At 67.1% G+C, this 21720-nt stretch carries 22 protein-coding genes; 14 read left to right on the top strand and 8 right to left on the bottom strand.

The features are described 5' to 3' along the window. Nucleotides 1-2: 2 nt before the first annotated feature. From HUS23_05435 to ccoS, 10 genes are all read left to right on the top strand, one after another. Nucleotides 3-995 (top strand): COX15/CtaA family protein, encoded by a 993-nt coding sequence (locus tag HUS23_05435; GenBank protein QKT03287.1) that lies wholly within the window; start codon nt 3-5, stop codon nt 993-995. Continuing rightward, entirely contained in the window at nt 995-1909 is a 915-nt protein-coding gene (locus HUS23_05430; GenBank protein ID QKT03286.1) for a protoheme IX farnesyltransferase, read from the top strand. Before HUS23_05435 ends, HUS23_05430 begins: the two co-directional genes overlap by 1 nt. 293 nt (nt 1910-2202) lie before the next feature. Beyond that, nucleotides 2203-3663, top strand: a complete 1461-nt coding sequence (gene ccoN, locus HUS23_05425) for a cytochrome-c oxidase, cbb3-type subunit I (protein QKT03285.1) — start codon at nt 2203-2205, stop codon at nt 3661-3663. A gap of 23 nt (nt 3664-3686) precedes the next feature. Then, the gene (gene ccoO / locus HUS23_05420; protein QKT03284.1) at nt 3687-4421 is read left to right on the top strand and encodes a cytochrome-c oxidase, cbb3-type subunit II; all 735 of its coding nucleotides are present in this window, start codon (nt 3687-3689) and stop codon (nt 4419-4421) included. Nucleotides 4422-4517: 96 nt separating this feature from the next. Beyond that, entirely contained in the window at nt 4518-4736 is a 219-nt protein-coding gene (locus tag HUS23_05415) for a cbb3-type cytochrome c oxidase subunit 3 (protein QKT04984.1), read from the top strand. After that, nucleotides 4720-5655 (top strand): cytochrome-c oxidase, cbb3-type subunit III, encoded by a 936-nt coding sequence (gene ccoP, locus HUS23_05410; GenBank protein ID QKT03283.1) that lies wholly within the window; start codon nt 4720-4722, stop codon nt 5653-5655. Before HUS23_05415 ends, ccoP begins: the two co-directional genes overlap by 17 nt. Nucleotides 5656-5860: 205 nt before the next feature. Then, nucleotides 5861-7294 (top strand): cytochrome c oxidase accessory protein CcoG, encoded by a 1434-nt coding sequence (gene ccoG, locus HUS23_05405; protein ID QKT03282.1) that lies wholly within the window; start codon nt 5861-5863, stop codon nt 7292-7294. Continuing rightward, nucleotides 7284-8141: a FixH family protein gene (locus HUS23_05400; GenBank protein ID QKT03281.1), complete on the top strand. Its 858-nt coding sequence runs from the start codon at nt 7284-7286 to the stop codon at nt 8139-8141. Before ccoG ends, HUS23_05400 begins: the two co-directional genes overlap by 11 nt. A 2-nt stretch (nt 8142-8143) precedes the next feature. Next, nucleotides 8144-10657, top strand: a complete 2514-nt coding sequence (locus HUS23_05395; protein ID QKT03280.1) for a heavy metal translocating P-type ATPase — start codon at nt 8144-8146, stop codon at nt 10655-10657. A gap of 36 nt (nt 10658-10693) precedes the next feature. After that, nucleotides 10694-10891 (top strand): cbb3-type cytochrome oxidase assembly protein CcoS, encoded by a 198-nt coding sequence (gene ccoS / locus HUS23_05390; protein ID QKT04983.1) that lies wholly within the window; start codon nt 10694-10696, stop codon nt 10889-10891. 216 nt (nt 10892-11107) lie between these two features. On the opposite strand, the gene HUS23_05385 is transcribed toward ccoS, so the two are convergent. The 8 genes from HUS23_05385 to ftsY all read right to left on the bottom strand — a co-directional run bounded on the left by HUS23_05385 (nt 11108) and on the right by ftsY (nt 17474). Next, nucleotides 11108-11440: a DUF2173 family protein gene (locus HUS23_05385; GenBank protein ID QKT03279.1), complete on the bottom strand. Its 333-nt coding sequence runs from the start codon at nt 11438-11440 to the stop codon at nt 11108-11110. Beyond that, nucleotides 11434-11769 (bottom strand): DUF2173 family protein, encoded by a 336-nt coding sequence (locus HUS23_05380; protein ID QKT04982.1) that lies wholly within the window; start codon nt 11767-11769, stop codon nt 11434-11436. The genes HUS23_05385 and HUS23_05380 overlap by 7 nt, the downstream gene beginning before the upstream one ends. Nucleotides 11770-11835: 66 nt before the next feature. After that, nucleotides 11836-12192, bottom strand: a complete 357-nt coding sequence (locus HUS23_05375; GenBank protein QKT03278.1) for a DUF2173 family protein — start codon at nt 12190-12192, stop codon at nt 11836-11838. 153 nt (nt 12193-12345) lie between these two features. Then, nucleotides 12346-13206 (bottom strand): RNA polymerase sigma factor RpoH, encoded by an 861-nt coding sequence (gene rpoH / locus HUS23_05370; protein ID QKT03277.1) that lies wholly within the window; start codon nt 13204-13206, stop codon nt 12346-12348. A gap of 53 nt (nt 13207-13259) precedes the next feature. Beyond that, nucleotides 13260-14645, bottom strand: a complete 1386-nt coding sequence (locus HUS23_05365) for a diguanylate cyclase (GenBank protein QKT03276.1) — start codon at nt 14643-14645, stop codon at nt 13260-13262. 129 nt (nt 14646-14774) lie between these two features. Further along, on the bottom strand, nt 14775-15719 hold the full coding sequence (gene ftsX, locus HUS23_05360; GenBank protein QKT03275.1) for a cell division protein FtsX: 945 nt from the start codon (nt 15717-15719) through the stop codon (nt 14775-14777). Further along, nucleotides 15716-16387 carry a cell division ATP-binding protein FtsE gene (gene ftsE / locus HUS23_05355; GenBank protein ID QKT03274.1) on the bottom strand — a complete coding sequence of 224 codons (672 nt, stop codon included), beginning with the start codon at nt 16385-16387 and terminating at the stop codon, nt 15716-15718. Before ftsE ends, ftsX begins: the two co-directional genes overlap by 4 nt. A 52-nt stretch (nt 16388-16439) precedes the next feature. Continuing rightward, a complete protein-coding gene (gene ftsY, locus HUS23_05350; GenBank protein ID QKT03273.1) occupies nt 16440-17474 on the bottom strand; it encodes a signal recognition particle-docking protein FtsY in 1035 nt (344 codons plus the stop codon). Nucleotides 17475-17777: 303 nt separating this feature from the next. Between ftsY and HUS23_05345 the strand changes: the two genes are divergently transcribed. From HUS23_05345 to coaD, 4 genes are read left to right on the top strand one after another with little or no spacing between them, the layout of a single operon-like run. After that, nucleotides 17778-19184 (top strand): insulinase family protein, encoded by a 1407-nt coding sequence (locus HUS23_05345; GenBank protein QKT03272.1) that lies wholly within the window; start codon nt 17778-17780, stop codon nt 19182-19184. A gap of 14 nt (nt 19185-19198) precedes the next feature. Then, a complete protein-coding gene (locus tag HUS23_05340) occupies nt 19199-20542 on the top strand; it encodes an insulinase family protein (GenBank protein QKT03271.1) in 1344 nt (447 codons plus the stop codon). Then, entirely contained in the window at nt 20532-21167 is a 636-nt protein-coding gene (gene rsmD, locus HUS23_05335) for a 16S rRNA (guanine(966)-N(2))-methyltransferase RsmD (protein QKT03270.1), read from the top strand. The genes HUS23_05340 and rsmD overlap by 11 nt, the downstream gene beginning before the upstream one ends. Next, the gene (gene coaD, locus HUS23_05330) at nt 21164-21643 is read left to right on the top strand and encodes a pantetheine-phosphate adenylyltransferase (GenBank protein ID QKT03269.1); all 480 of its coding nucleotides are present in this window, start codon (nt 21164-21166) and stop codon (nt 21641-21643) included. Before rsmD ends, coaD begins: the two co-directional genes overlap by 4 nt. Nucleotides 21644-21720 lie beyond the last annotated feature (77 nt).

The following is a 21720-nucleotide window of genomic DNA, read 5'->3' as shown; positions in this document are numbered from 1 at the left end:
GCATGCAGAACCCAACCTTCTTACGCCTGGCCCAGTTCGCGGTAGTGCTCACGCTGATCGTGGTGGTGCTTGGGGCGTATGTGCGTCTCTCCGACGCCGGCCTGGGCTGTCCCGACTGGCCCGGTTGCTATGGCTACATGATGGTCACCCAGGCCATCGCTAACGAACCCGTCGCCACCGAGGCCTTTCCCGAGCGACCGCTCGAGGCCGACAAGGCCTGGAAGGAGATGGTGCACCGCTACGCGGCCGGTCTGCTCGGTTTGACCGTGGCGACCATGGCCTGGCTGGCGTGGCGTCGCCGGCGTGATCCCGGCCAACCGCTGGGCCTGCCCTTGTTCCTGGTCGGCCTGATCGTGTTTCAAGCCCTGCTGGGCATGTGGACGGTCACGTTGCTGCTCAAGCCCGCCATCGTGATGCTCCACCTGTTGGGGGGCTTCGCCACCCTCGCGTTGCTGTGGCTGCTGGTGCTTACCCAATGGCGCCTGCCGGCGGTGCCGGTCGCGGGTGCCCTGCGCGCCATGGCGGCCGGGGCGTTGCTGGTGCTGGTGGGCCAGATCGCCCTCGGCGGCTGGACCAGCGCCAATTATGCCGCCTTGGCCTGCCCGGATTTCCCCACCTGCCAGACCGAGTGGTGGCCCGAGATGGACTTTCGGGAGGCATTCGTCCCCTGGCGCGGCATCGGCGTGGATTATGAGGGCGGTATCCTGGAGAACGACGCCCGCGTCGCCATCCATATGACGCACCGACTCGGCGCCTTGCTCACTACCTTCGTGTTGGCTCTGCTCGCCTTCCTCGTGCTGCGCGCGGACAGCCGCGCGCTGCGCGTGGCCGGCTGGGCGATGTTGGGACTGTTGGCCCTCCAGGTCAGCCTGGGGCTCGCCAACGTGCTGCTGTCCCTCCCATTGAGTATCGCGGTCGCCCATAACGGCGTGGCCGCCTTGCTGCTATTGTCGCTGGTAACCCTTAATTTCCTCATGCGACGGAGACCCGCTTGATGAGCCAGCCCATCCTGCTCGATCGCCAGTCGCTGCAGTGGTGCCGCGACTATCTCGCCTTGTGCAAGCTCAAGGTGGTTAGCTTGATTGTGTTCACGGCGGTGGTGGGGATGTTCCTCGCTACCCCCGGGATGGTGCCGTGGGACGTGTTGGTGTTCGGGACCCTCGGGATCGGTATGGCGGCCGCCGCGGCGGCCGCCATCAACCACATCGTCGATCGGCGGGCCGACGCCCTGATGGCGCGCACCCGGAATCGGCCGCTCCCGACGGGGCTGCTGACGGCAGGGCAGGCGATGGCGTTCTCGCTGGTGCTGGCCGGCGCCTCCATGGTGGTGCTCATCTACCTGGTCAATCCCCTGACCGCGGCACTGACCTTTTTGTCCCTGATCGGTTACGCGGTGATCTATACGGTGTTCCTGAAGCGCGCCACACCGCAGAATATCGTGATCGGCGGGGCCGCCGGTGCGGCGCCGCCCGTGCTCGGCTGGGTCGCGGTGACCGGGCAGCTCGACCCGCCCGCGTTCGCGCTGTTTCTGCTGATTTTCACCTGGACGCCGCCGCACTTCTGGGCGCTGGCGATCCACCGCCGCCACGAATATGCCCGGGCCGATATCCCGATGCTGCCGGTCACCCACGGGGTCTCTTTCACCGCCCTGCAGGTGTTGCTCTATACGGTGCTGCTGGTGGCGGTCAGCTTGCTGCCGTTTGCGATCGGCATGAGTGGGCTGTTCTATCTGGGCGGAGCGCTGGCCCTGGGTGCCGGCTTCCTCTACTACGCCTGGCGTCTGAAGCGTACCGAGGACCCGCAGATCGCCATCCGCACCTTCGGCTACTCGATCTTCTACCTGATGTGGCTATTCGCCTTCCTCCTCATCGACCACCACATCCCCACCCTGCGCGCCCTGCTCTGGTGAACGGCTGGGTCAGCTGATTCAGCTCGTTAGGTCAGAAAGGGCCGGTCGACGCCCGGCGGCGCGCCTCCAACTCCCTTCGTTCTTGACCCACGTCAAGCCTGCGCACCCCCGCCCAGGTTAGTCTGATGCCCGCGTCAAGGCTTGCCTTCTACTGCAAGTTACGGAACAATTGCCGCCCTGGAATATCAGCATATTTTAATGTCGCCTAGCCGCCTCGAGCTCCCGTCCTGCGGACGTTCGATCCAGTGGCGACCTTCTTTGGCTGCGTAGGGCTGCCTGGGCTGAGGACCAAAATGGCTACAACCACCACCGCAACTGCCGCGCCGGCGCAATACAACTACGATATTGTCCGGAAGTTCACCATCATGACCCTCGTGTGGGGTGCCCTCGGCATGCTCACCGGGGTGTTCATCGCCGCCCAGCTCGCTTGGCCGGCGCTCAACTTCGGCATCCCCGAGCTCACCTTCGGCCGGGTTCGTCCCGTGCACACCACGCTGGTGATCTTCGGGTTCGGCGGTAGCGCCTTGTTCGCGACCTCCTACTACGTCGTGCAGCGCACCTGCCAGACTCGCCTGTACAGCGACTCGCTCGCCAACTTCACCTTCTGGGGCTGGCAGGCGGCGATGGTGCTGTCGGTCATCACCTACGTGAATGGCTACACCATGGGTCGCGAGTACGCCGAGCAGGTGTGGCCGATCGCCATCCTGATCGCCGTGGTGTGGGTGGCCTACTTCTGGGTCTACCTGCAGACCCTGCTGCGCCGCTCCCAGCCGCACATCTACGTGGCCAACTGGTTCTACATGGCGTTCATTCTCGCCACCGGTATCCTCCATATCTTCAACAACATGGCGGTGCCGGTCAGCGTGTTCAGCCTGCAGTCCTACAGCCTGCACTCCGGCGTGCAGGACGCCATGACGCAGTGGTGGTACGGTCATAACGCGGTGGGCTTCTTCCTGACCGCGGCCTTCCTCGGCATGATGTACTACTTCGTGCCCAAGCAGGCCGGCCGCCCGATCTACTCCTACCGGCTGTCCATCATCCACTTCTGGGCGCTGGTGTTCCTGTACATGTGGGTGGGCGCCCACCACCTGCACTGGACCGCGCTGCCGGACTGGACCTCGACCCTGGCGGCGACCTTCTCCATCCTGCTGCTGTTGCCCTCCTGGGGCGGCATGATCAACGGCATCATGACCCTGTCGGGCGCCTGGCATAAGCTGCGCACCGATCCCGTCATGCTGTTCCTGATCACGGCGCTGTCGTTCTACGGCATGTCGACCTTCGAGGGTCCGCTCATGTCGCTGAAGAGCGTGAACGCGCTGTCGCACTACACCGACTGGACGGTGGGCCACGTGCACTCGGGTGCGCTCGGCTGGGTGGCGATGATCACCTTCGGGTCGCTCTATCACCTGATCCCGCGTCTGTACGACACCAAGATCTACAGCCTGCGCCTGGTGTACGTGCACTTCTTCCTGGCCACCATCGGCATCCTGCTCTACATCAGCGCGATGTGGGTGGCGGGTATCGGTCAGGGCCTGATGCTGCGTGCCTTCGATGAGTACGGCAACCTCGCGTACAGCTTCATCGAGACGGTCGTGTTCCTGCACAAGCCCTATGTGGCGCGCTTCATCGGCGGTGCCTTCTTCCTGGCGGGCATGCTGCTGATGGTGTTCAACGCCTACATGACCATCCGCAACGCCAAGCGCGAGCAGGCGGCCCTGGAGGCCAAGCTCGCGACCAAGATGGCGCGCGCCTGATCCAGCGGAGAGAGTACTGATCCATGAAGCATGAACGTATAGAAACCAACGCCGGCCTGCTGATCGTCCTGACGCTGGTCGTGATCAGCATCGGCGGCCTGGTGGAGATCGTGCCGCTGTACTTCATCGATGACACCATCGAGCAGGTGGAGGGCGTGCGGCCCTACACCCCGCTGGAGCTGCGTGGTCGCGACATCTACGTGCGTGAAGGCTGCTACACCTGCCACTCGCAGATGGTGCGTCCGTTCCGTGATGAAATGCTGCGCTACGGTCACTACTCGCTGGCCGCCGAGTCCCAGTACGACCATCCGTTCCAATGGGGCTCCAAGCGGACCGGGCCCGACCTGGCGCGTGTCGGCGGCAAGTACTCCAACGAGTGGCACGTGCAGCATATGGTCGAGCCCCGGTCGGTGGTGCCCGAGTCCATCATGCCGGCCTACCCCTGGTTGCTTGAGAACCGCCTGGACATCGGCGACATCGAGAATCGCATGCGCGCGCTGCGCCGGGTGGGCGTGCCGTACTCCCTTTACGAAGACGAGTACAACGCCAACGTAGAGCGCTTCGGGCGGGAAGTGGCCGACATGCTCGACATCAATCGCGCGCAGGAGAACCTGATCCGCGAAGCGCAGGCGGGCAACTTCGACGGCAACCAGGGCCGCATCAGCGAGATGGACGCGCTGGTGGCGTACCTGCAAATGCTCGGCACGCTGGTCGACTTCACCAAGTATGACGAAGGCCACTTTGTCGAGTACCGCTAACCGGGTTGTACAGAGCGCGCACGGATCGCGCGCAGCGCAAGACTCGGACGGACCGCTCCAGCGGCGGTCCGCTCCAGCGCAAGGAGGAGCATGGCCATGTTCGATTGGCTGATGTGGTTTACGCGACTGGATAACAGCAAGATGTTCGCGTTGGTGCTGTTCTTCGTCACCTTCGTGGTTATCCTGCTGTACGTGTTCTCCGGTAAGAAACGCGGTCAGCGGCTCGAATCGTACAAGTACATTCCGTTTGAGGATGACGAGGACCGGGTGCCCGGTCGTCATCACAAGGGTCCGAAGCATGAGCGAAACGAATAAGCGCAACGAGCATGGCAAGCGCGCCGTGCAGACCACCGGTCACTCCTGGGACGGCGACCTCCAGGAGTACAACAACCCGATTCCGCGTTGGTGGCTGTGGGCGTTCTATGCCACCGTCGTGTTCGCGGTGGTGTACTGGTTCCTGTACCCGGCTTGGCCGGTGGGCGGGACCTACACCAAGGGCGTGATGAACACCATTACCTACACCGGGCCCGGTGGCGAGGAGCGGACCACGCACTGGAACACCCGCGCGCTGCTGATGCGCGACATGCAGGAGGGCACCCACGCCGTGCGTCAGCGTGAGTACCTCGAGCGGGTCGCGGCGATGTCCTACAACGAGATCGCTGACGATCCCGACATGATGGCCTTCAGCCGTTCGGTGGCGCGTGGCCTGTTCGCGGACAATTGCGCGGCCTGTCACCAGGTCGGGGGCGGCGGCGTGCCCGGCGTGTACCCGAATCTGGCGGACGACGACTGGCTGTGGGGCGGGACGTTCGAACGCATCGAGGAGACCATTCGCGAGGGCCGTCGCGGTTTCATGCCGGCCTTCCCGCAGTTCAACGCCCGTCAGCTCGATGATCTGGCGAGTTACGTACTGAGTCTCTCGGGCCACAGCGTAGACGCCGATGCGGCGGCGCGCGGAGACGACATCTTCAATGGTCCGACCGGCGGCTGCATGTATTGCCATGGCGAAGGTGGCACGGGCGGTCCGGCGCAGGGCGCGCCCAACCTGACCAACGGCCTCTGGCAGATCGTCGACGTGCCCAGCGCCCCCACCCTGGAGGGGAAGAAGGCATTGGTCAAGCGGGTGGTGAGCGAAGGGGCGCAGCGCCATATGCCCACCTTCCAAGATCGTCTGTCTGATGCCGAGATTCGCGCCCTCGCGGTGTACGTGCACTCGCTGGGTGGCGGCCAGTAGGCCGCCGCTAGCCCCTCCGGCGACTGAACCGCCGCGCCGCTCGTTCTCGGGCGGCGCGGATCCCGTTGCCCCGCGCCCGCGGTGCAGCGGCCTCGCGAATCATTCGGGCAGCAGATTGTCTTAGGTGTAGCTCCCGGCCCGCATGGATGCGACCGGGCGGTGACGACCACTTCGTGAGGTGACGATGCCCCAATCCGGGAGTGCAATGACGGGAAGTACGGTTGCACGCGTTGCAATCTATCCGCGCTCGGTCAAGGGTCGTTTCCGTAACCTGAAGTGGGGTATTCTCGGCCTCGCCTACGGCGTCTACTTCCTGCTGCCCTGGCTGCGCTGGGACCGGGGGCAAGGACCCTCGCAAGCGGTGCTGTTCGATATTCCGGGGCGGCGCTTTTACCTGTTCGATCTGGTCGTTTACGCGCAGGACATCTTCTGGCTGGCGGGCCTGCTGATCATCGCGGCGCTGCTGCTGTTCTTCGTCACCGGCATCCTCGGCCGCGTGTTCTGTGGCTACTTCTGCTTCCAGACCCTGTGGACCGACGTTTTCTTGTTCGTCGAGCGCTTCGTGCAGGGCGAACGGCCGGCGCGCATCCGCCTCGCCAAGGCCCCGTGGTCGGTCGGCAAGGCCGCCAAGCTCAGCCTCACCCACTTGTTATGGCTGCTGATCGCCATGGCGACCGCGGCCACCTTCGTCCTCTATTGGGGCGATGCTCCCAGCCTGCTGGTAGCGATGGTGACGGGGGAAGCCCCGTCCGCCGCCTATGTAACGGTCTTCTTCCTGACCGCCACGACCTATGTGATGGCCGGTTGGGCGCGCGAGCAGGTATGCACCTATATGTGCCCCTACGCCCGCTTCCAGAGCGTGATGTTCGACAGCGACACGCGCATCGTCGGCTACGATACCGGCCGTGGTGAAGGGAAGGCCGGCCGTGCCAAGCTCGCGCCGGGGCTCAAGACGCGCGAGGAACGGCACGCGAAGGGCGTCGGTGACTGCGTGGACTGTGGTTACTGCGTGCAGGTTTGCCCGACCGGTATCGACATCCGCAACGGCCTCCAGATCGAGTGCATCTCCTGCGCGCTGTGCATCGATGCGTGCAACAACATCATGGACCACGCCGGCTTCCCGCGCGGGCTGATCGGCTACACCTCCGAGAAAGAGCAGAGCGGGGCGCCGGTCCGTGTGCTCAAGCCCAAGACTTACGGTTATGGGTTGGCGCTGTTGGTCGCGGTGGGTGCACTGACCTGGAGCGTCGCGGCGCGCGAGCCGTTCGAGTTGTCCGTCACGCAGATCCGCCAGCCGCTCGCGGTAACCCTGAGCGATGGACGTGTGCAGAACAACTACGAGCTCAAACTCACGAACAAGACCAATGAAACGGCCCGGTACGCGATCGGCATCACGGGGCTACAGGGGGCGGAGCTCGAGATCGGTCGTTTCGAGACGGTCAGCCTGGAGCCGGGCCGCAGCGTGACGCTGGTGGCGCACGTGCGCGTCGATCCCGACGAGGCGCGTCAGGCACAGCAGGACTTCAAATTCGTGGTCGAGCCGGTGGATGGCGGTGACGGTCGCGGGGAACCCAGAACCTGGCGTTCGGTCTTCTACATACCGAGCCTGGAACGCGCGGAGGTCAGCCTTGTTCACTAACGTTGCATTGAGTCTGCTGGGCGGAATCGCCGCGCTGGTGGTGTTGTTCATGGTGCTCACGCGCCTGCTGCGCCAGGATGGCGACCGGGCGGCAGTGCTCTCCGGCGTCATTGTGCTCGGCGTCTACATTCCGGTCGCCCTGGTGTACTGGCCGGGTGCGGACGTGTTGGCGATCCACCTCGCCGTGTTCGGCATCGCGGCCTATATCCTGCACGTGATCGCTGACGAACAGACGGAAATGGGGGCGGACGGTGAGTTGCACGTCAAGCGCTTTCGCTTCCACTGGGGCCCGGCCGTCATCATGGGATTCTTCGTCGTGCTGTGGACCATCCTCGCCGGGCTCGTGATGATCGCGCAGAACGGTCTCAGTCCCGAGTTGGCCGCGCGCGTTTTGCCGGAACCGACCGGCGGCAGCCAAATCCAGTCCATGTTCCCGGGCACCGTGGCGCGCGATTTTCACAAGAAGGAAGAGCTCTACAACCGTTACCTCGAGCAGGTCGAGCGCCAGCGGGCGCGCGGTTGGCAGGTCAGCTACGGTTGGGTCGAACCGAGCCATCCGATGGCCGGCGAGGAAGCGGTGTTCCAGTTGCGCGTGCGCGACCGTGACGGGCACCCCGTATCCGGTGCCGATGTGCTCGGCCACTTCATGCGGCCGGCCGACTTTCAGCGCGACAAGCACGTCGTCCTGGAGGAAGTGGATCGCGGCCTGTACCGCGTCGCCGTCACGCTGCCGGAGGCGGGCGCCTGGCACGTGCTGATCGAGATCCGCCGCGGCGAGGACTTGCACGAGATCCAGGCTGCCACCACCCTGGCTGCGAAGCGCGCGGCGTTGTCCGGAGGACGCTAAGCGTGAGCGGCGCGCCGGCGGCGGACGCGTCGTGTTTTCACTGCGGGCTGCCGGTGCCGCCTGGTAGCGACTTCCGGGCGCAGATCGACGGGGAGCCGCGCGCCATGTGTTGTGCGGGCTGCCAAGCGGTGGCCGAGGCCATCGTCGAGGCCGGGCTCGACGACTTCTACCGTCACCGCAGCGGCGCCGCGCCCGGTGCCCGCGAACGGGTGCCCGAGGCGCTGCGCCGGGTGCAGCTTTACGACCAGCCGGCCGTGCAGGCCAGCTTCGTGCGCGAGGCCGGTGAGTACGCGCGGGAGGCCGACCTGATCCTGGAAGGCATCACCTGTGCGGCGTGCGTGTGGCTCAACGAGCGTCACGTCAGCCAGATCCCGGGGGTGCTGGAGTTCCGGGTCAACTACACCACCCACCGTGCGCACCTGCGCTGGGACGAGCGCCAGGTACGGCTCAGCGATGTTCTGCGCGCCATCGCCGCCATCGGCTATGTCGCCCACCCCTACGATCCGCAACGTCAGGCCTCCGTGCATCAGCGCGAGCGTCGTCTGGCGCTGCGTCGCCTCGCCGTGGCCGGTGTCGGCATGATGCAGGTGATGATGCTGGCGGTGGCCCTTTACGCCGGGCCGGCGCAGGGGATGGATGCCTCCATGGAGGCCTTCCTGCGTTGGATGAGCCTGCTCATCGCCACCCCGGTGGTGTTCTACGCCGGGCTGCCATTCTTCCAGAACGCCTGGCGCGACGTGCGCCGACGGCGCGCCGGTATGGACGTCCCCGTGGCGCTGGCCGTCGGGAGCACCTATGTGGCCAGCGCGTGGGCCACTTATAGCGGCGGCGGCGAGATCTATTTCGAGTCCGCCACCATGTTCGTGTTCTTCCTGTTGATGGGCCGCTTCCTGGAGATGAACGCCCGGCACCGGGCGGGCCAGTCCGCCGAGCACTTGGGCGGGCTGTTACCGGTCACAGCGACGCGTCTGCTGCCGGACGGCGAGCTCGAGATCGTCGCGCCCGCGCAGCTCCAGGTCGGCGATCGCGTGCAGGTGCTGCCGGGCGATACCGTCCCGGCCGACGCGCGGGTGGTGGAGGGCCGCAGCGCCCTCGACGAGTCGCTGTTGAGCGGTGAGAGCCTGCCGCGTACGCGCGGGGTCGGCGACGCCGTGGTCGGGGGCAGCATCAATACCACCAGCCCGTTGATCCTGGAAGTGGAGAAGGTCGGCCAGGACACCACCCTCTCGGCCATCCAACGCCTGCTCGACCGCGCCCAGACCGAGAAGCCGCGCCTGGGCCGCTTGGCCGAGCGGGGCACCGGTCGCTTCGTGGTTGCGGTCTTGGTGTTGACCGCCCTGGTGGGGCTGGCTTGGACCTATCACCAACCCGAGCACGCCTTCTGGGTGATGGTGGCGATGCTGGTGGTCAGTTGTCCCTGCGCGCTGGCGCTGGCGACCCCGGTAGCGGTGACGGCGGCCACGGGCGCCCTGACGCGCCGCGGCGTGCTGACCACCCGCGGCCACGCGCTGGAAACCCTGGCCGATGTGAGCGACGTGGTGCTCGACAAGACCGGGACGCTGACCGAGGGTCGCCTGCGGCTGCAGGACATCCAGCCGCTAAGCCTCGAGGTAGACCCCGAACAGGCATTGGCGCTGGCGGCGCGTCTGGAGGCGGCCTCGGAACACCCGCTCGCCCTGGCCCTGCGCGCCGCGGCCGATGAGCGCGGTTTGCGCGGCGCCGCTGCTCACACCGTGGAGGCCTTCGCCGGCGAGGGCGTCGAGGGACGGGTCGATGACCGCACACTGCGCATCGGCAGCCCGGCGTTCGTGCTCGGCGAGCAGGCGCTGCCGCCGCGTCTAGCGACGCTCCTGGACGAGCGCCCCGATGCGAGTGTGGTGTTATTGGGCGAACGACACCGGCCACTGGCCGCCTTTGTGCTCGCCGACACGCTGCGCGCCGGGGCGATGGAGGCGGTGGCGGGGCTGCTCGCCGACGGGCTGCAGGTGCATGTGCTGAGTGGCGACCGCCCCGCGACGGTGGCATGGCTCGCCGACCGTCTCGGCATTGCGCAAGCGCGCGGGGGGCTAAGCCCCACGGGCAAACTCGAGTATCTACGCGATCTGCAGGCGCAGGGCCGCGTGGTCGCCATGGTGGGCGACGGCGTCAACGACGCGCCGGTGCTGGCCCACGCACACGTCTCGCTCGCCATGGCGGGCGGCACGCGCATCGCACAGGCCAGCGCGGATATGATCCTGTTCTCCGAGCACCTGCCGCATCTGTTGGAGGCGCGCAACAAGGCACGCGAGGCGGTGCGCATCATCCGCCAGAACATCTACTGGGCGATTGGATATAATGTGGTCGCCCTGCCGGTCGCCGCGGCGGGCGTGTTGACGCCGTGGCTGGCGGCGCTGGGCATGTCGGCCAGCTCGTTGCTGGTCGTCCTGAATGCACTGCGGCTGCTGGACCGCCGCGGGCCCCGGCCACGCCCCGGCGCCTCCGCCGCCGGAGCTGCCGTGCGCGCGGGCGACGTGTGAGCGCCGCGCGCGGGCAAGGTAAGGGAGGATCGGGCCATCAACATCCTGTACGTACTGATTCCACTCGGGGTGGTGCTGATGGCGCTGGCCGTCTGGGGATTCATGTGGGCCGTGCGCAGCGGCCAGTTCGATGACATGGAAGGTCCTGCGCATCGCATCCTCATGGACGACGATGATCCGCGGATCCCGCGGCGGCGCCGCGAGCGGGAGAGGGACGATTCCGACGCCGATTAGGCGGGGGATGAGCTTTGTATGGCGCCGCCCGGCGGGGCGGCGCCAAGCTGTTCTTAAACTCAAGAGGCTAGAAGCATGAAAGACATGTTCACCTTCGAAAATCTGCCGATGGTGTTTATCGTGGCGCTGGTCGCCGTATCGTGGCTGAGTTTCTTCTCGGTGATTCTGTTCGGCTGATGGGACCGGGCCCCGTCTCCGGCGCTGCCGGGGGCGGGCCTACCAATGACTGAACTCCTCCAGTTCCCGCATCACGTCGGTGAGCTGCCCCTCCGCGTTGTCCATCAGGCACACCAGGTTGCCGACGCTGCATACGGTGGCGGTTTCGCCGCGCACGATCCAGCCCCGGGGCGGGGTCCAGCCGCGTAGCTGCGTGAACATCGACAGCTGATCGGCATTGGCCTGGACTAGGCGCTTGTATTCCAGCGCGAAACGCGCGAGTCGCACCATCGCGTCGTCGTCGAGCAATCCATACCCTTCGTCGAGGGTCCCGTCATCGCGGAAGTGACACACCGCGTCGACCCCGTCGAGCAGCAACAGGCGCTTCAGCACGGGTGGCCCTCGGCCTCGCCGAGTAGGGTGTAGGCGGCTTGATAGTCGGCGCGCTCGTTATCCATCACGAGTCCGGTGTGGCCGCAGGTTATGGCCGACCAGTCGAAGCCGATGAGGGTGAAGCCGTGGATGGGGTAGAACCCTTCGCTGCCGGTCAGGGTTTGCCAGCCGCGGGCCTGCATCGTTGCGATGGCCGTATTGGCGACGCAGACGTGGCACAGGAGATCAAGTACCGACGGGGTGAGTGTCGCGCCGTCCGCGACACGGTGCTCCTGCAATTCCCCGAGATCCGAGAAGGTAAAGGCGGCCAGCGCCCCCGGCAGCTTCATGAGTTGGTCCAGCTCCGCCATGCTTCCTCCTTCACAGCGCGTTGCCGCCCCCCATCCTCGTCTCCGCTACACCATGTCGAGCGGGACGTCGGCCAGGACGCGACGCATATAGGCAACGATGTCGTTGATGTCTGCGGTGTCGTTGTCGACGAAGCAGAACACGTTTGCGACCACGCATACGCTGAAGCGGGGACCGCGCACGATCCACCCGCGCGCGGGCACGGCCCCGCAGCGGTCGCATAGATCGGACAGGATATCGGTCTGCATGTGGACGCCGAGCGTGGTGGCCCGGCACATGATGGAGGCCATGCGTGCCTGTTCGCGGTCCAGGCGGCCTTCGTAGGAAAAGCGGTCCCCGCGCCAGCTGTACTCGCCGGCGGCGAACACACCAGGACGGGAGTTAAGTGTGCCGAGGATGCTCACATCGCCCCCCTGGTCTTGTTATTGGTTGTGGTGCGGAACGTGGCCAGCCCCCCTTTTGGTTTGACATTTACCACAGGAAGGACGGGATGGCTACCGCTTTTTGCGGGGAATGTGACAAAAAAATCGCGCCGGGCCGGCGTGGCCCGGCACTGTTCAGGCGGCCAGGTGGGCCTTGAGTTGCTTGAGCGCGCTCTGCTCCAGCTGGCGGATGCGTTCGGCCGAGACACCGTAGGTGTCGGCCAGTTCTTGCAGCGTCGCCTTGCCGTCACTCAGCCAGCGGCGGCGCATGATGTCGCGGCTGCGCGCGTCAAGCCGCTGCAAGGCCGCAGCGAGGCGCTCGTGGCTGTCGGCCTCCCAGTCGGCCTCCTCGAGCTGCAGAGCCGGGTCGGCGCGGCGATCCTCGAGATATGCCGCCGGCGCCGGGGGCGCGTCGTGCTCGTCCTCCGTGGGCGCATCGAAGGCCAGGTCCTGCCCGGCCAGACGCTGCTCCATCTCGAGCACCGCCTCGGGCGCCACGCCCAGCTCCCGCGCGACCGACTCGACTTCCTCGCGATTGAACCACGCCAGGCGCTTCTTGGACGAGCGCAGGTTGAAGAACAGCTTGCGCTGGGCCTTGGTGGTCGCAACCTTCACGATGCGCCAGTTGCGTATCACAAACTCGTGAATCTCGGCGCGTATCCAATGCACCGCGAAAGATACCAGCCGGACGTTGAGCGAGGGATCGAACCGCTTCACGGCCTTCATCAGGCCGATGTTCCCCTCCTGGATGAGGTCGGCCTGCGGCAGGCCGTAGCCCGCGTAACCGCGCGCGACCCGTACCACGAAGCGCAGGTGCGCCAACACCAGCTTACGCGCGGCATGGATGTCGCGCTCGCGCTGCCAGCGCTCGGCCAGTTCACGCTCCTCGTCGGCGCTGAGCATGGGGATCCGGTTGACCGCCTGGACATACGACTCCAGGCTGCCGATCGGACTCCCGACCGGTAGATTGGTGCGCAGTTCTAGGGCTGTGCTCATGCTGGGAATCTCCTGTTGCAGTAGCAACTTAGACCCCAGTTTAGCACTCTGGTTCAGGGAGTGCTAGAAGCTGAGGCGCCGCCGTCGGCGGCGGTGCCCTGTGGCCCGTCGACGTCATACAGGCTTACCCGATCGCGCCCCTGCGCCTTGGCGTGATACAAGGCCTTATCGGCGAGCGCGAGGAGCTCGCCGAAACTCCCGTCAGGATGGTCCAGCGTCCCCGCCAGCCCCACGCTGACGGTAATGCGTACCGCGTCCACCGACACACCGTGTGCTGCCGAGCGTAAGGCCTCGGCAGCGGCGAGCGCCTGATGCCGGTCCGCGTCGCGCAGCAAGGCGCAGAACTCCTCCCCGCCGAAGCGCGCGACAAGGCCGCGCGCCAGCGCGTGCGTCAGGGTCTGGCCGACCGCCGCCAGCACCCGGTCCCCGACCAGGTGTCCATGCTCATCGTTCACGCGCTTGAAGTGGTCGATGTCGATCAGCAGCACCCAGGCTGACCCTGGCCGCGCGGCGCGTAGGAAGTCCTCGCCGTGATCGAGCAGGTAACACTTGTTATAGGTCCGCGTCAGGCTGTCGGTGGTCGCCAGCAGGTGCATCGCCTCGGCTTGGCGCTTGAGCATGTCGTACTGGTGTTTGACCAACAGCAGCGAGCGCACGCGCGCCAGCAGGATCGCCTCGACGATGGGTTTGTTCACGAAGTCGTTGGCGCCCAGATGAAACAGTTCGACCTGCTTGCGCAGGTCCTCGTGACCGGTCAGCACCAGCACGGGCAATTCCTGCTGCGAGTAGTGGTGGCGGGCGCGCAGTGCGTGCAATAGTTCCTCGCCGCTGAGCCGGCCCTTGAGCGTGAGGTCGGTCACGACCAGGTCGAACCCGGGTCCCTCGTGTAGCTTGCCGGCCGTTTCCGTGAGGCGCGCGAGCGCCTCCTCGCCGCTGGCGGTGTGTTCCACCTCCAGTCCCTGCTGCTCGAGCAGCGGGCGGATGACGGCGGCGGTGGTGCGGCTGTCTTCGACGTAGAGCAGTCGCCCTTCCAGGCGTGCGTGGCGGCGGATGAAAATCCGGACGAATTCACCGAACGCCTTATAGCCGCGGGACTTGTCGAAATAGTCGGTGACGCCGGCCTTGAGTCCCTTGCGCAGCAGGTCAGGATCGTCCTGGCTGGAGACGAGCACCAGCGGCGTGTAACGGCGCCCCTGCAGGCGCCGTACTTGCGCCGCAAAGTCCAGGCCGTCCATATCGGGGAGCATGAGCGAGGTGCTGACCAGGTCGACATGGCCCTGGGCGAGCGCGGCGAGCGCCTCCGCGCCGGTGCCGCAATCCAGCACCTCGACGTCCTCCAGTTGTTCGCGGAGCACGCCGATCAGTAGCCGCCGCGACGCCGAGGAGCCGTCGACCAGCACGATGCGCGAGCGAGGTGGCACAACGCGATGCGAATCCATACACGTCTCCTGTCGCCCGGCCCGTCACGGCGTCAATTCGCCGCCTTCCCGAAGAATCCCTGATCAGCTCAGAGCCCCCGCGGCACAGGGATGTGTCGCCGCGGTCTGAGAACTCGGGGATGACCGAGCCTAGTCGGGCTCGATCGCGCGCAAGTGACGCCCCACGGCCAGCCACGAACCGAGCAGACCGAGTCCGGCGCCGACCGCCGCCAACCCAAGCCCCTGGGTGAGACCTAAGCCGCTGAGGGTAAAGGCGCTTTGATACAGGCCCGCCAGTTGTCCAACCGGCCCGCGCAGCGCGGCGAGCGCAAGTTCCAGAGCCAGCCAGGCCAGCAGACCCCCAGCAGCACCATACCACAGGCCCGTGTACAGGAAAGGACGCCGAATGAAGACGTCCGTGCCGCCGATCAGCTTGGTGATCTCGATCTCTTCGCGCCGGTTTTCGATCGCCAGGCGAATGGTGTTACCCACCACCAGCAGGACCGCAAGACCGAGCAGCGTGCCGAGCACCAGCACCGCGCGTCGGGCGATCTCCATCACCAGGTGCAGGCGCTGCACCCACTCCAGGTCCAGTTGTGCCGAGTCGACCTCGGGTAAGGTTTGGAGCTGGGCGGCCAGCGCGGAGGCGCGCTCCGGCGCGCCGTGGGCGTCCGCAGGCTGCACCACCACCAGCGCGGGCAGCGGGTTGGCGTCCAGTGTGCCGACGGCGTCGGCGAAGCCGGACAGGCGCTCGAACTCCGCCAGGGCCCCGCTGCGGGAGAGGAACTCGACGCGGGCGACACCGTCGCGGGTACGCAGCGCCTCGGCAAAGCGCGCGCCCTGGGCGTCGTCGACCTCGTCGCGCAGGAACAGCGATATCTGGGCCCCGCTGTCCCAACTGCCGCTGAGCTGCTGCACGTTCTGAGTGACGAGGTAGAGGCCCGCCGGCAGCGCGAGCGCGATGGCCACTACCGCCGCCGTCAGCAGCGAGGCGAGCGGCGCGCGCGCCAGCCGGCCGAGCGTACCGACGGCGGCGCGGCCGTGGTGGGCGGCCCAGCCCGCGATCGGCAGACGGGTCGTGCGCCCGCGCCTCATGCCGCAAGGCCGGTGTCGTGCGCGAGCCGTCCGTGCCGCAGGGTCAGAATCCGGTGTTGCAACCCCTGGATGAGGGCCAGATCATGCGTGGCGATCAGTACCGTCACGCCCACCTGATTGAACTGCTGGAAAAGGCCCATGATCTCGCGTGAGAGCTCCGGGTCCAGATTGCCGGTCGGTTCGTCGGCCAACAGCACGGCGGGGCGGTTGACCACCGCCCGCGCGATGCCCACGCGTTGCTGCTCGCCGCCCGAGAGGGTGATGGGGTATTGGCGCTCCTTGCCGAGCAGGCCGACCTTGTCCAGTGCCGCGCGCACCCGGCGCCCGATCTCCTGCGGGCTGTGCCCGGCGATCACCAGGGGCAGCGCCACGTTGTCGAACACCGTGCGGTCGTGAAGCATGCGGTGATTCTGAAAGATGATGCCGATATTGCGTCGGAAATAGGGAATGCGCCGGCGCGAGAGCTTGGCCAGGTTCTGGCCGGCCACCACCACTTGGCCGCGCGTGCTGCGCTCGAGCAGAGCGACGAGCTTGAGCAGGGTGCTCTTGCCCGCCCCCGAGTGGCCGGTGAGGAACACGATCTCGCCCGGATCGATGTGGAAACTGAGATCGCTGAGCGCCTCCCCGGCCTCGGGATAGCGCTTGCTGACGTGCGTGAACCGGATCATGCCGCTGCCGTCCCCCCCTCAGCCGCGCACGCTTCGACGTGGCGGCCCGGCGTCAGTTCGCGCCCTGTTGAGCGCCGTTCTCGGGCGGCATTAGCGCGTCCACGAACTCCTCGGCGTCGAAGGGGCGCAGGTCGTCGATGCCTTCGCCCACGCCGATGAAACGGATGGGCAGCGCGGTGCGCCGGGCGATGGCGAACAGGATGCCGCCCTTGGCCGTGCCGTCCAGTTTGGTGAGGGTGACGCCCGTGACGCCCACCGCCTGCTGGAACTGCATCGCCTGGTTGAGGGCATTTTGCCCGGTGGTGGCGTCCAGCACCAGCATCACCTCGTGCGGCGCATCCGGATCCAGCTTGCCCATGACGCGGCGAACCTTCTTGAGCTCCTCCATGAGGTTGGCCTGGGTGTGCAGGCGCCCGGCGGTGTCCGCGATGAGGATATCGGCGCCACGCGCCTTGGCGGCCTGCATGCCGTCGTAGATGACCGAGGCGGCGTCGGAGCTGCGCTCCTGCGCGATCACCGGGATGTTGTTGCGCTCCCCCCAGACCTTGATCTGCTCGACCGCCGCGGCGCGAAAGGTGTCGCCCGCCGCCAGCATGACGTTGTGGCCGTCGGCTTGGAAGCGCTTGGCCAGTTTGCCGATGGTCGTGGTCTTGCCCGCCCCGTTGATGCCGACCATCAGGATCACATATGGACGGGGCCCGGCTGGAATCGTCAGCGGGTGGTTGCTGGGCGCCAGTAGCGCCAGCATGTCCTCGCGCAGGGCATCGCGCAAGGCGGCAACGTCCCCCAGTTGCTTGCGCGAGACGCGCGCGGTGAGGTCGTCGATGATAGTCTGAGTAGCCTCGATGCCGACATCGGCCATCAGCAGGCGCGTCTCGATCTCGTCCAGGATCTCCTGGTCGATCTCCTTCTTGCCCAGCATCAGGGTGGCCAGGCCTTCGGTCAGCTCGTTGCGGGTGCGCGACAGGCGCTCCTTCAGGCGCTGGAAGAAGGCGGGCTTCTTCGCGGGCTCGGCGGCCGGTTCTTTGGGCGCCTGCTCTTCGGGCGGGGTTGGGACGTCCTTGGGGTTCTTCCAGAAACCAAACATGGTGGCATGTGTCCTAGCAGTGACTCGACGGTACAAGGCGCGCGCGCGCAGCCAAGAGCCCGAGTTTATACAATGGCGCGCGGCCTGCCGAGGCCGGCCGCCACGCGACGGCATGGCGGTGCGATGTCACGTCCAGGAAGCGCTGATTAATCCAGAGCTTCCCGCGGCATACGGATGTGCCACGTGATCGCGAAGCAAAACGACAACCGCGTTTCGTGGTTGAGAATCCAGGCTGGCATTATCCAGGCCTTACTTTACTAGAAGGGCGCCGTGGCGCCCTGTTCGGACAGCGAGGGAGCGAGGATGTTCATACGCATCGCCCTGGTGGCGCTGCTGGTCGCCGGTGCTTGGTCGGCCGCGCAGGCCGCGCCCAAGATGGAAGTGGACCTTAAGGTGCACGAGTACACCCTGGACAACGGGCTCAAGGTGCTGGTGCGGGTGGACCGGCGTGCGCCGGTGGTGGTCTCGCAGGTCTGGTATCGGGTCGGCTCCAGCCACGAGTTCGGTGGCGTGACGGGCATCTCGCACGTGCTCGAGCACATGATGTTCAAGGGCACGCCGCGCTATCCGGCGGGTGAGTTCTCGCGCCTCATCCAGAAGGCGGGCGGGCGCGACAACGCCTTCACCTCGCGCGATTACACGGCCTATCACCAGCAGCTCGAGCGCTCGCGCCTGCCGCTGGCGATCGAGCTGGAGGCCGATCGCATGCGTAACCTGACGCTGCCCGAGGACGAGTTCGAGAAGGAGATCGAGGTGGTGAAAGAGGAGCGCCGGCTGCGCACCGAGGACAATGCGCGCGCGCTGACCTTCGAGCACTTCCGCGCCACGGCGTTCACCAGCAGCCCCTATCGCCAGCCGGTGATCGGCTGGATGGACGACCTGGATAACATGACGGTGGCCGACCTGCATACCTGGTACCGCCGCTTCTACGTCCCCAACAATGCCATCCTGGTGGTGGCGGGCGATGTGGACCCGCAGGCGGTATTCAACCTCGCCGAGCTGCACTTCGGCCGCCATGCGCGCGGCGACCTGCCTGAGATCAAGCCGCGCACCGAGGCGCCGCCGCGCGGCCCGCGCCGCAGCGTGGTGCGGGCGCCGGCCGAACTGCCCTACGTGCTGATCGGCTATCACGTGCCAACCCTGATGACCGCCGAGGACGACTGGGAGCCTTACGCGCTGCAGGTCCTGGCGGGGGTGCTGTCGGGCAGCACCACGGCGCGCCTCAACCGCGAACTGGTGCGCGAGGCGCGCGTCGCCGCCGGCGCCAGTGCAGGCTACAACCTCTATGCGCGCCTGTCCGACCTGTTCGTGCTGAGCGGGACACCGGCGGAGGGACGCGAGGTGCAGGAGCTCGAGGAGGCGCTGCTCGCCCAGATCGAGCGCCTGCAACGCGAGCCGGTCGATCCCCAGGAACTCGAGCGCATCAAGGCGCAGGTGGTCGCCTCCGAGGTGTATCAGAACGATTCGGTGTTCGCGCAGGCGATGCGCATCGGCGCCCTGGAGACCGTCGGCCATCCGTGGCAGTTGGCCGAGGAGTTCGTCGAGCGAATCCAGGCCGTCACCCCCGAACAGATCATGGCGGTGGCGCGCAAATACTTGGTGGAGAACAGCCGCACCGTCACGAACCTGGATCCCTTGCCCCTGGCGCCGGGCGAACGGGCGGTCGCCCCGTCCGCAGAGACGCCCGACGCCCTCGAGCTGACGCACTGAGCGGAGGAATGACTATGCAAAGCTGGAAGACGTGGGGCCGGGCGTGGCTTGCGGCGGTGCTGACTGTGACGGGCGGCGCCGCCATGGCACAGGGGCCCGCCATCGAGCACTGGGAGACCGAGAACGGCGCGCGGGTACTGTTCGTGGCCGCGCCCGAGTTGCCCATGGTGGATGTGCGCGTAGTGTTCGATGCGGGGAGTGCGCGCGACGGCGATCGTCCGGGCTTGGCGCTGATGACCAACGCCATGCTGCGTGAAGGCGCGGGCGAGTGGGACGTGGACGAGATCGGCAACCGCTTCGAGAGCGTGGGCGCCCAAGTCGGCACCAGCGCGCTGCGCGACATGGCGGTCGCCAGCCTGCGCAGTCTCACCGAGCCCGCGCTGCTTGCACCGGCGCTGGAGACCTTTGCGGCCGTGCTGCGGGAGCCGACCTTTCCGGAGCCGGCGCTCGAGCGCGAGCGCAGCCGCACCGTGACCGCCCTGCGTGCGCGCGAACAGGACCCGGGGCCGATCGCGCAGCGCAACTTCTACGAGGCGCTGTACGGCAGCCATCCCTATGGCCATCAATCGCTGGGGACGCCCGCCAGCGTGCAGCAGCTCACGCGCGAGGTCCTGCAGGCGTTTCATGCCCGATACTACGTCGGCCGCAACGCCACGGTGGCCATTGTGGGCGCGCTCGACCGCGCCGAGGCCGAGGCGGTCGCCGAGCACGTGGTAGGAGGATTGCCGAGCGGCGAGCCTGCCCCGGCTTTGCCGGCGCCGCCGCGCGCGAGCGACGGCCAGGAACGGCGCGTGAACTTCCCGTCCAGCCAGACCCATATCCTGGTCGGCCACACCGCGATCGAGCGGGGCGACCCCGACTTCTTTCCGCTGATGGTCGGTAACCACATTCTGGGCGGCAGCGGCTTTGGATCCCGCGTGGTGCGCGAGATCCGCGAGGAGCGCGGCCTCGCCTACAGCGCCTACAGCGGGTTTCGCTCCATGCGCGTGGCCGGCCCGTTCGTGATGGGTCTGCAGACCCGCAACCGCGAGGCCGACCAGGCGCTCGGCGTATTGCGCGCCACGCTCGAGAAGTTCGTGGAGCAGGGCCCCACGGCGCAGGAGCTGCGCGCCGCCAAGCTCAGCATCACGGGGGGCTTTCCGCTGCGCCTGGACAGTAACAGCAAGATCGTCGAGCAGCTGGCGGCGATCGGGTTCTACGACATGCCGCTCGACTGGCTGGCACGTTACAACGAGCGGGTGGAGGCGGTGACTCTGGAGGACGTGCGCGACGCCTTCCGTCGGCGGGTGCTGCCCGAGGCGCTGACCGTGGTCCTGGTCGGCGGCGGCGCCGCCGATACGGCGGCCGATGCGCGCTAGAGGTCCCCGTTCGAGCCGCAGCGCCGCGCGTCCGGGCAGTTTGCGCATTATCGCGGGGCGCTGGCGGGGCCGGCGCCTGCCTATCGCCGAGGTGGAGGGCCTGCGTCCGACACCCGACCGGGTACGAGAGACGCTGTTCAACTGGCTGCAGCCGGTGGTCGCGGGGGCCCGCTGCCTGGACCTCTACGCGGGCAGCGGCGCGCTCGGCCTGGAAGCGCTGTCGCGTGGCGCCGGGTTGGTGGTGATGGTGGACAGCGAGCCGCGCGTGGTCGCGCAGCTGCGCGCGCATGTTGCGGCTCTGGGCGCGCTGGAGCAGGCCGAGGTGCACCTGGCCAGCGCGGAGAGCTACTTGGCGGGCGGCGCCGCGCAGCCGTTCGACCTCGTGTTTCTCGATCCCCCGTTTCGCCGCGACCTGCTGGTCCCGACCTGCGCGTGTCTGGAGCAGGGCGGCTGGCTCGCGCCCGGCGCGCGCATCTACCTCGAGGCCGAAGCCGACGCACCGGCGCCGGCGCTGCCTGCGGGCTGGGAGTTCCTGCGCGCAGGCAGCGCCGGCCAAGTGCGTTATTATCTGGCTGTTCGCCCCGGGGCAGAGCCCGACGGGCGCGGCAGCGAGGGGGCGGTATGACAATCAGGGCGGTGTACCCGGGCACCTTCGATCCCATCACCAATGGGCATGTGGACCTGATCCATCGGGCCGCGCGCCTGTTCGACACGGTGATCGTGGGGGTTGCGCAAAGCGCGGGCAAGCAGCCGTGGTTCGAGCTGGAGCAGCGGGTGGCGTTGGCGCGCGGCGCCGTCGACGATCTGCCGAACGTCGAGGTGCACGGTTTCGGCGGGCTGCTGGTGGACTTTCTGCGCGAGCAGCGCGCGCGTGTGGTGTTGCGCGGGCTGCGCGCGGTCTCCGACTTCGAGCGCGAGTTTCAGCTCGCCAGTATGAACCGACGCCTCGCGCCGACGGTCGAAACCCTGTTTCTCACTCCCGCCGAGGAGCACGCCTTCATCTCGTCCAGTTTGGTACGCGAGTTGGCCGGACTGGGCGGGGACGTGTCGCCGTTCGTCCCACCGCTGGTGCAGGCCGCCTTGAAGCAGCGCGGCCCTTAAGGGACCGCGCCGACGCCTGGCGGTCAGGCGCAACAGAATGCGCTAATATAGTCGCCGGCGCGGCGCCGTTGGCGCCG

This window comes from Ectothiorhodospiraceae bacterium 2226, assembly GCA_013348725.1.
Lineage (GTDB): Bacteria > Pseudomonadota > Gammaproteobacteria.
This window is presented reverse-complemented; position numbering and strand designations above follow the sequence as displayed.

Coding starts and splice junctions, on each gene's coding strand:
- HUS23_05435 (QKT03287.1), top strand. CDS start 3: ATGCAGAACCCAACCTTCTTACGCCTGGCCCAGTTCGCGGTAGTGCTC.
- HUS23_05430 (QKT03286.1), top strand. CDS start 995: ATGAGCCAGCCCATCCTGCTCGATCGCCAGTCGCTGCAGTGGTGCCGC.
- ccoN (QKT03285.1), top strand. CDS start 2,203: ATGGCTACAACCACCACCGCAACTGCCGCGCCGGCGCAATACAACTAC.
- ccoO (QKT03284.1), top strand. CDS start 3,687: ATGAAGCATGAACGTATAGAAACCAACGCCGGCCTGCTGATCGTCCTG.
- HUS23_05415 (QKT04984.1), top strand. CDS start 4,518: ATGTTCGATTGGCTGATGTGGTTTACGCGACTGGATAACAGCAAGATG.
- ccoP (QKT03283.1), top strand. CDS start 4,720: ATGAGCGAAACGAATAAGCGCAACGAGCATGGCAAGCGCGCCGTGCAG.
- ccoG (QKT03282.1), top strand. CDS start 5,861: ATGACGGGAAGTACGGTTGCACGCGTTGCAATCTATCCGCGCTCGGTC.
- HUS23_05380 (QKT04982.1), bottom strand. CDS start 11,769: ATGAAGCTGCCGGGGGCGCTGGCCGCCTTTACCTTCTCGGATCTCGGG.
- rpoH (QKT03277.1), bottom strand. CDS start 13,206: ATGAGCACAGCCCTAGAACTGCGCACCAATCTACCGGTCGGGAGTCCG.
- HUS23_05365 (QKT03276.1), bottom strand. CDS start 14,645: ATGGATTCGCATCGCGTTGTGCCACCTCGCTCGCGCATCGTGCTGGTC.
- ftsX (QKT03275.1), bottom strand. CDS start 15,719: ATGAGGCGCGGGCGCACGACCCGTCTGCCGATCGCGGGCTGGGCCGCC.
- ftsE (QKT03274.1), bottom strand. CDS start 16,387: ATGATCCGGTTCACGCACGTCAGCAAGCGCTATCCCGAGGCCGGGGAG.
- ftsY (QKT03273.1), bottom strand. CDS start 17,474: ATGTTTGGTTTCTGGAAGAACCCCAAGGACGTCCCAACCCCGCCCGAA.
- HUS23_05345 (QKT03272.1), top strand. CDS start 17,778: ATGTTCATACGCATCGCCCTGGTGGCGCTGCTGGTCGCCGGTGCTTGG.
- HUS23_05340 (QKT03271.1), top strand. CDS start 19,199: ATGCAAAGCTGGAAGACGTGGGGCCGGGCGTGGCTTGCGGCGGTGCTG.
- rsmD (QKT03270.1), top strand. CDS start 20,532: ATGCGCGCTAGAGGTCCCCGTTCGAGCCGCAGCGCCGCGCGTCCGGGC.
- coaD (QKT03269.1), top strand. CDS start 21,164: ATGACAATCAGGGCGGTGTACCCGGGCACCTTCGATCCCATCACCAAT.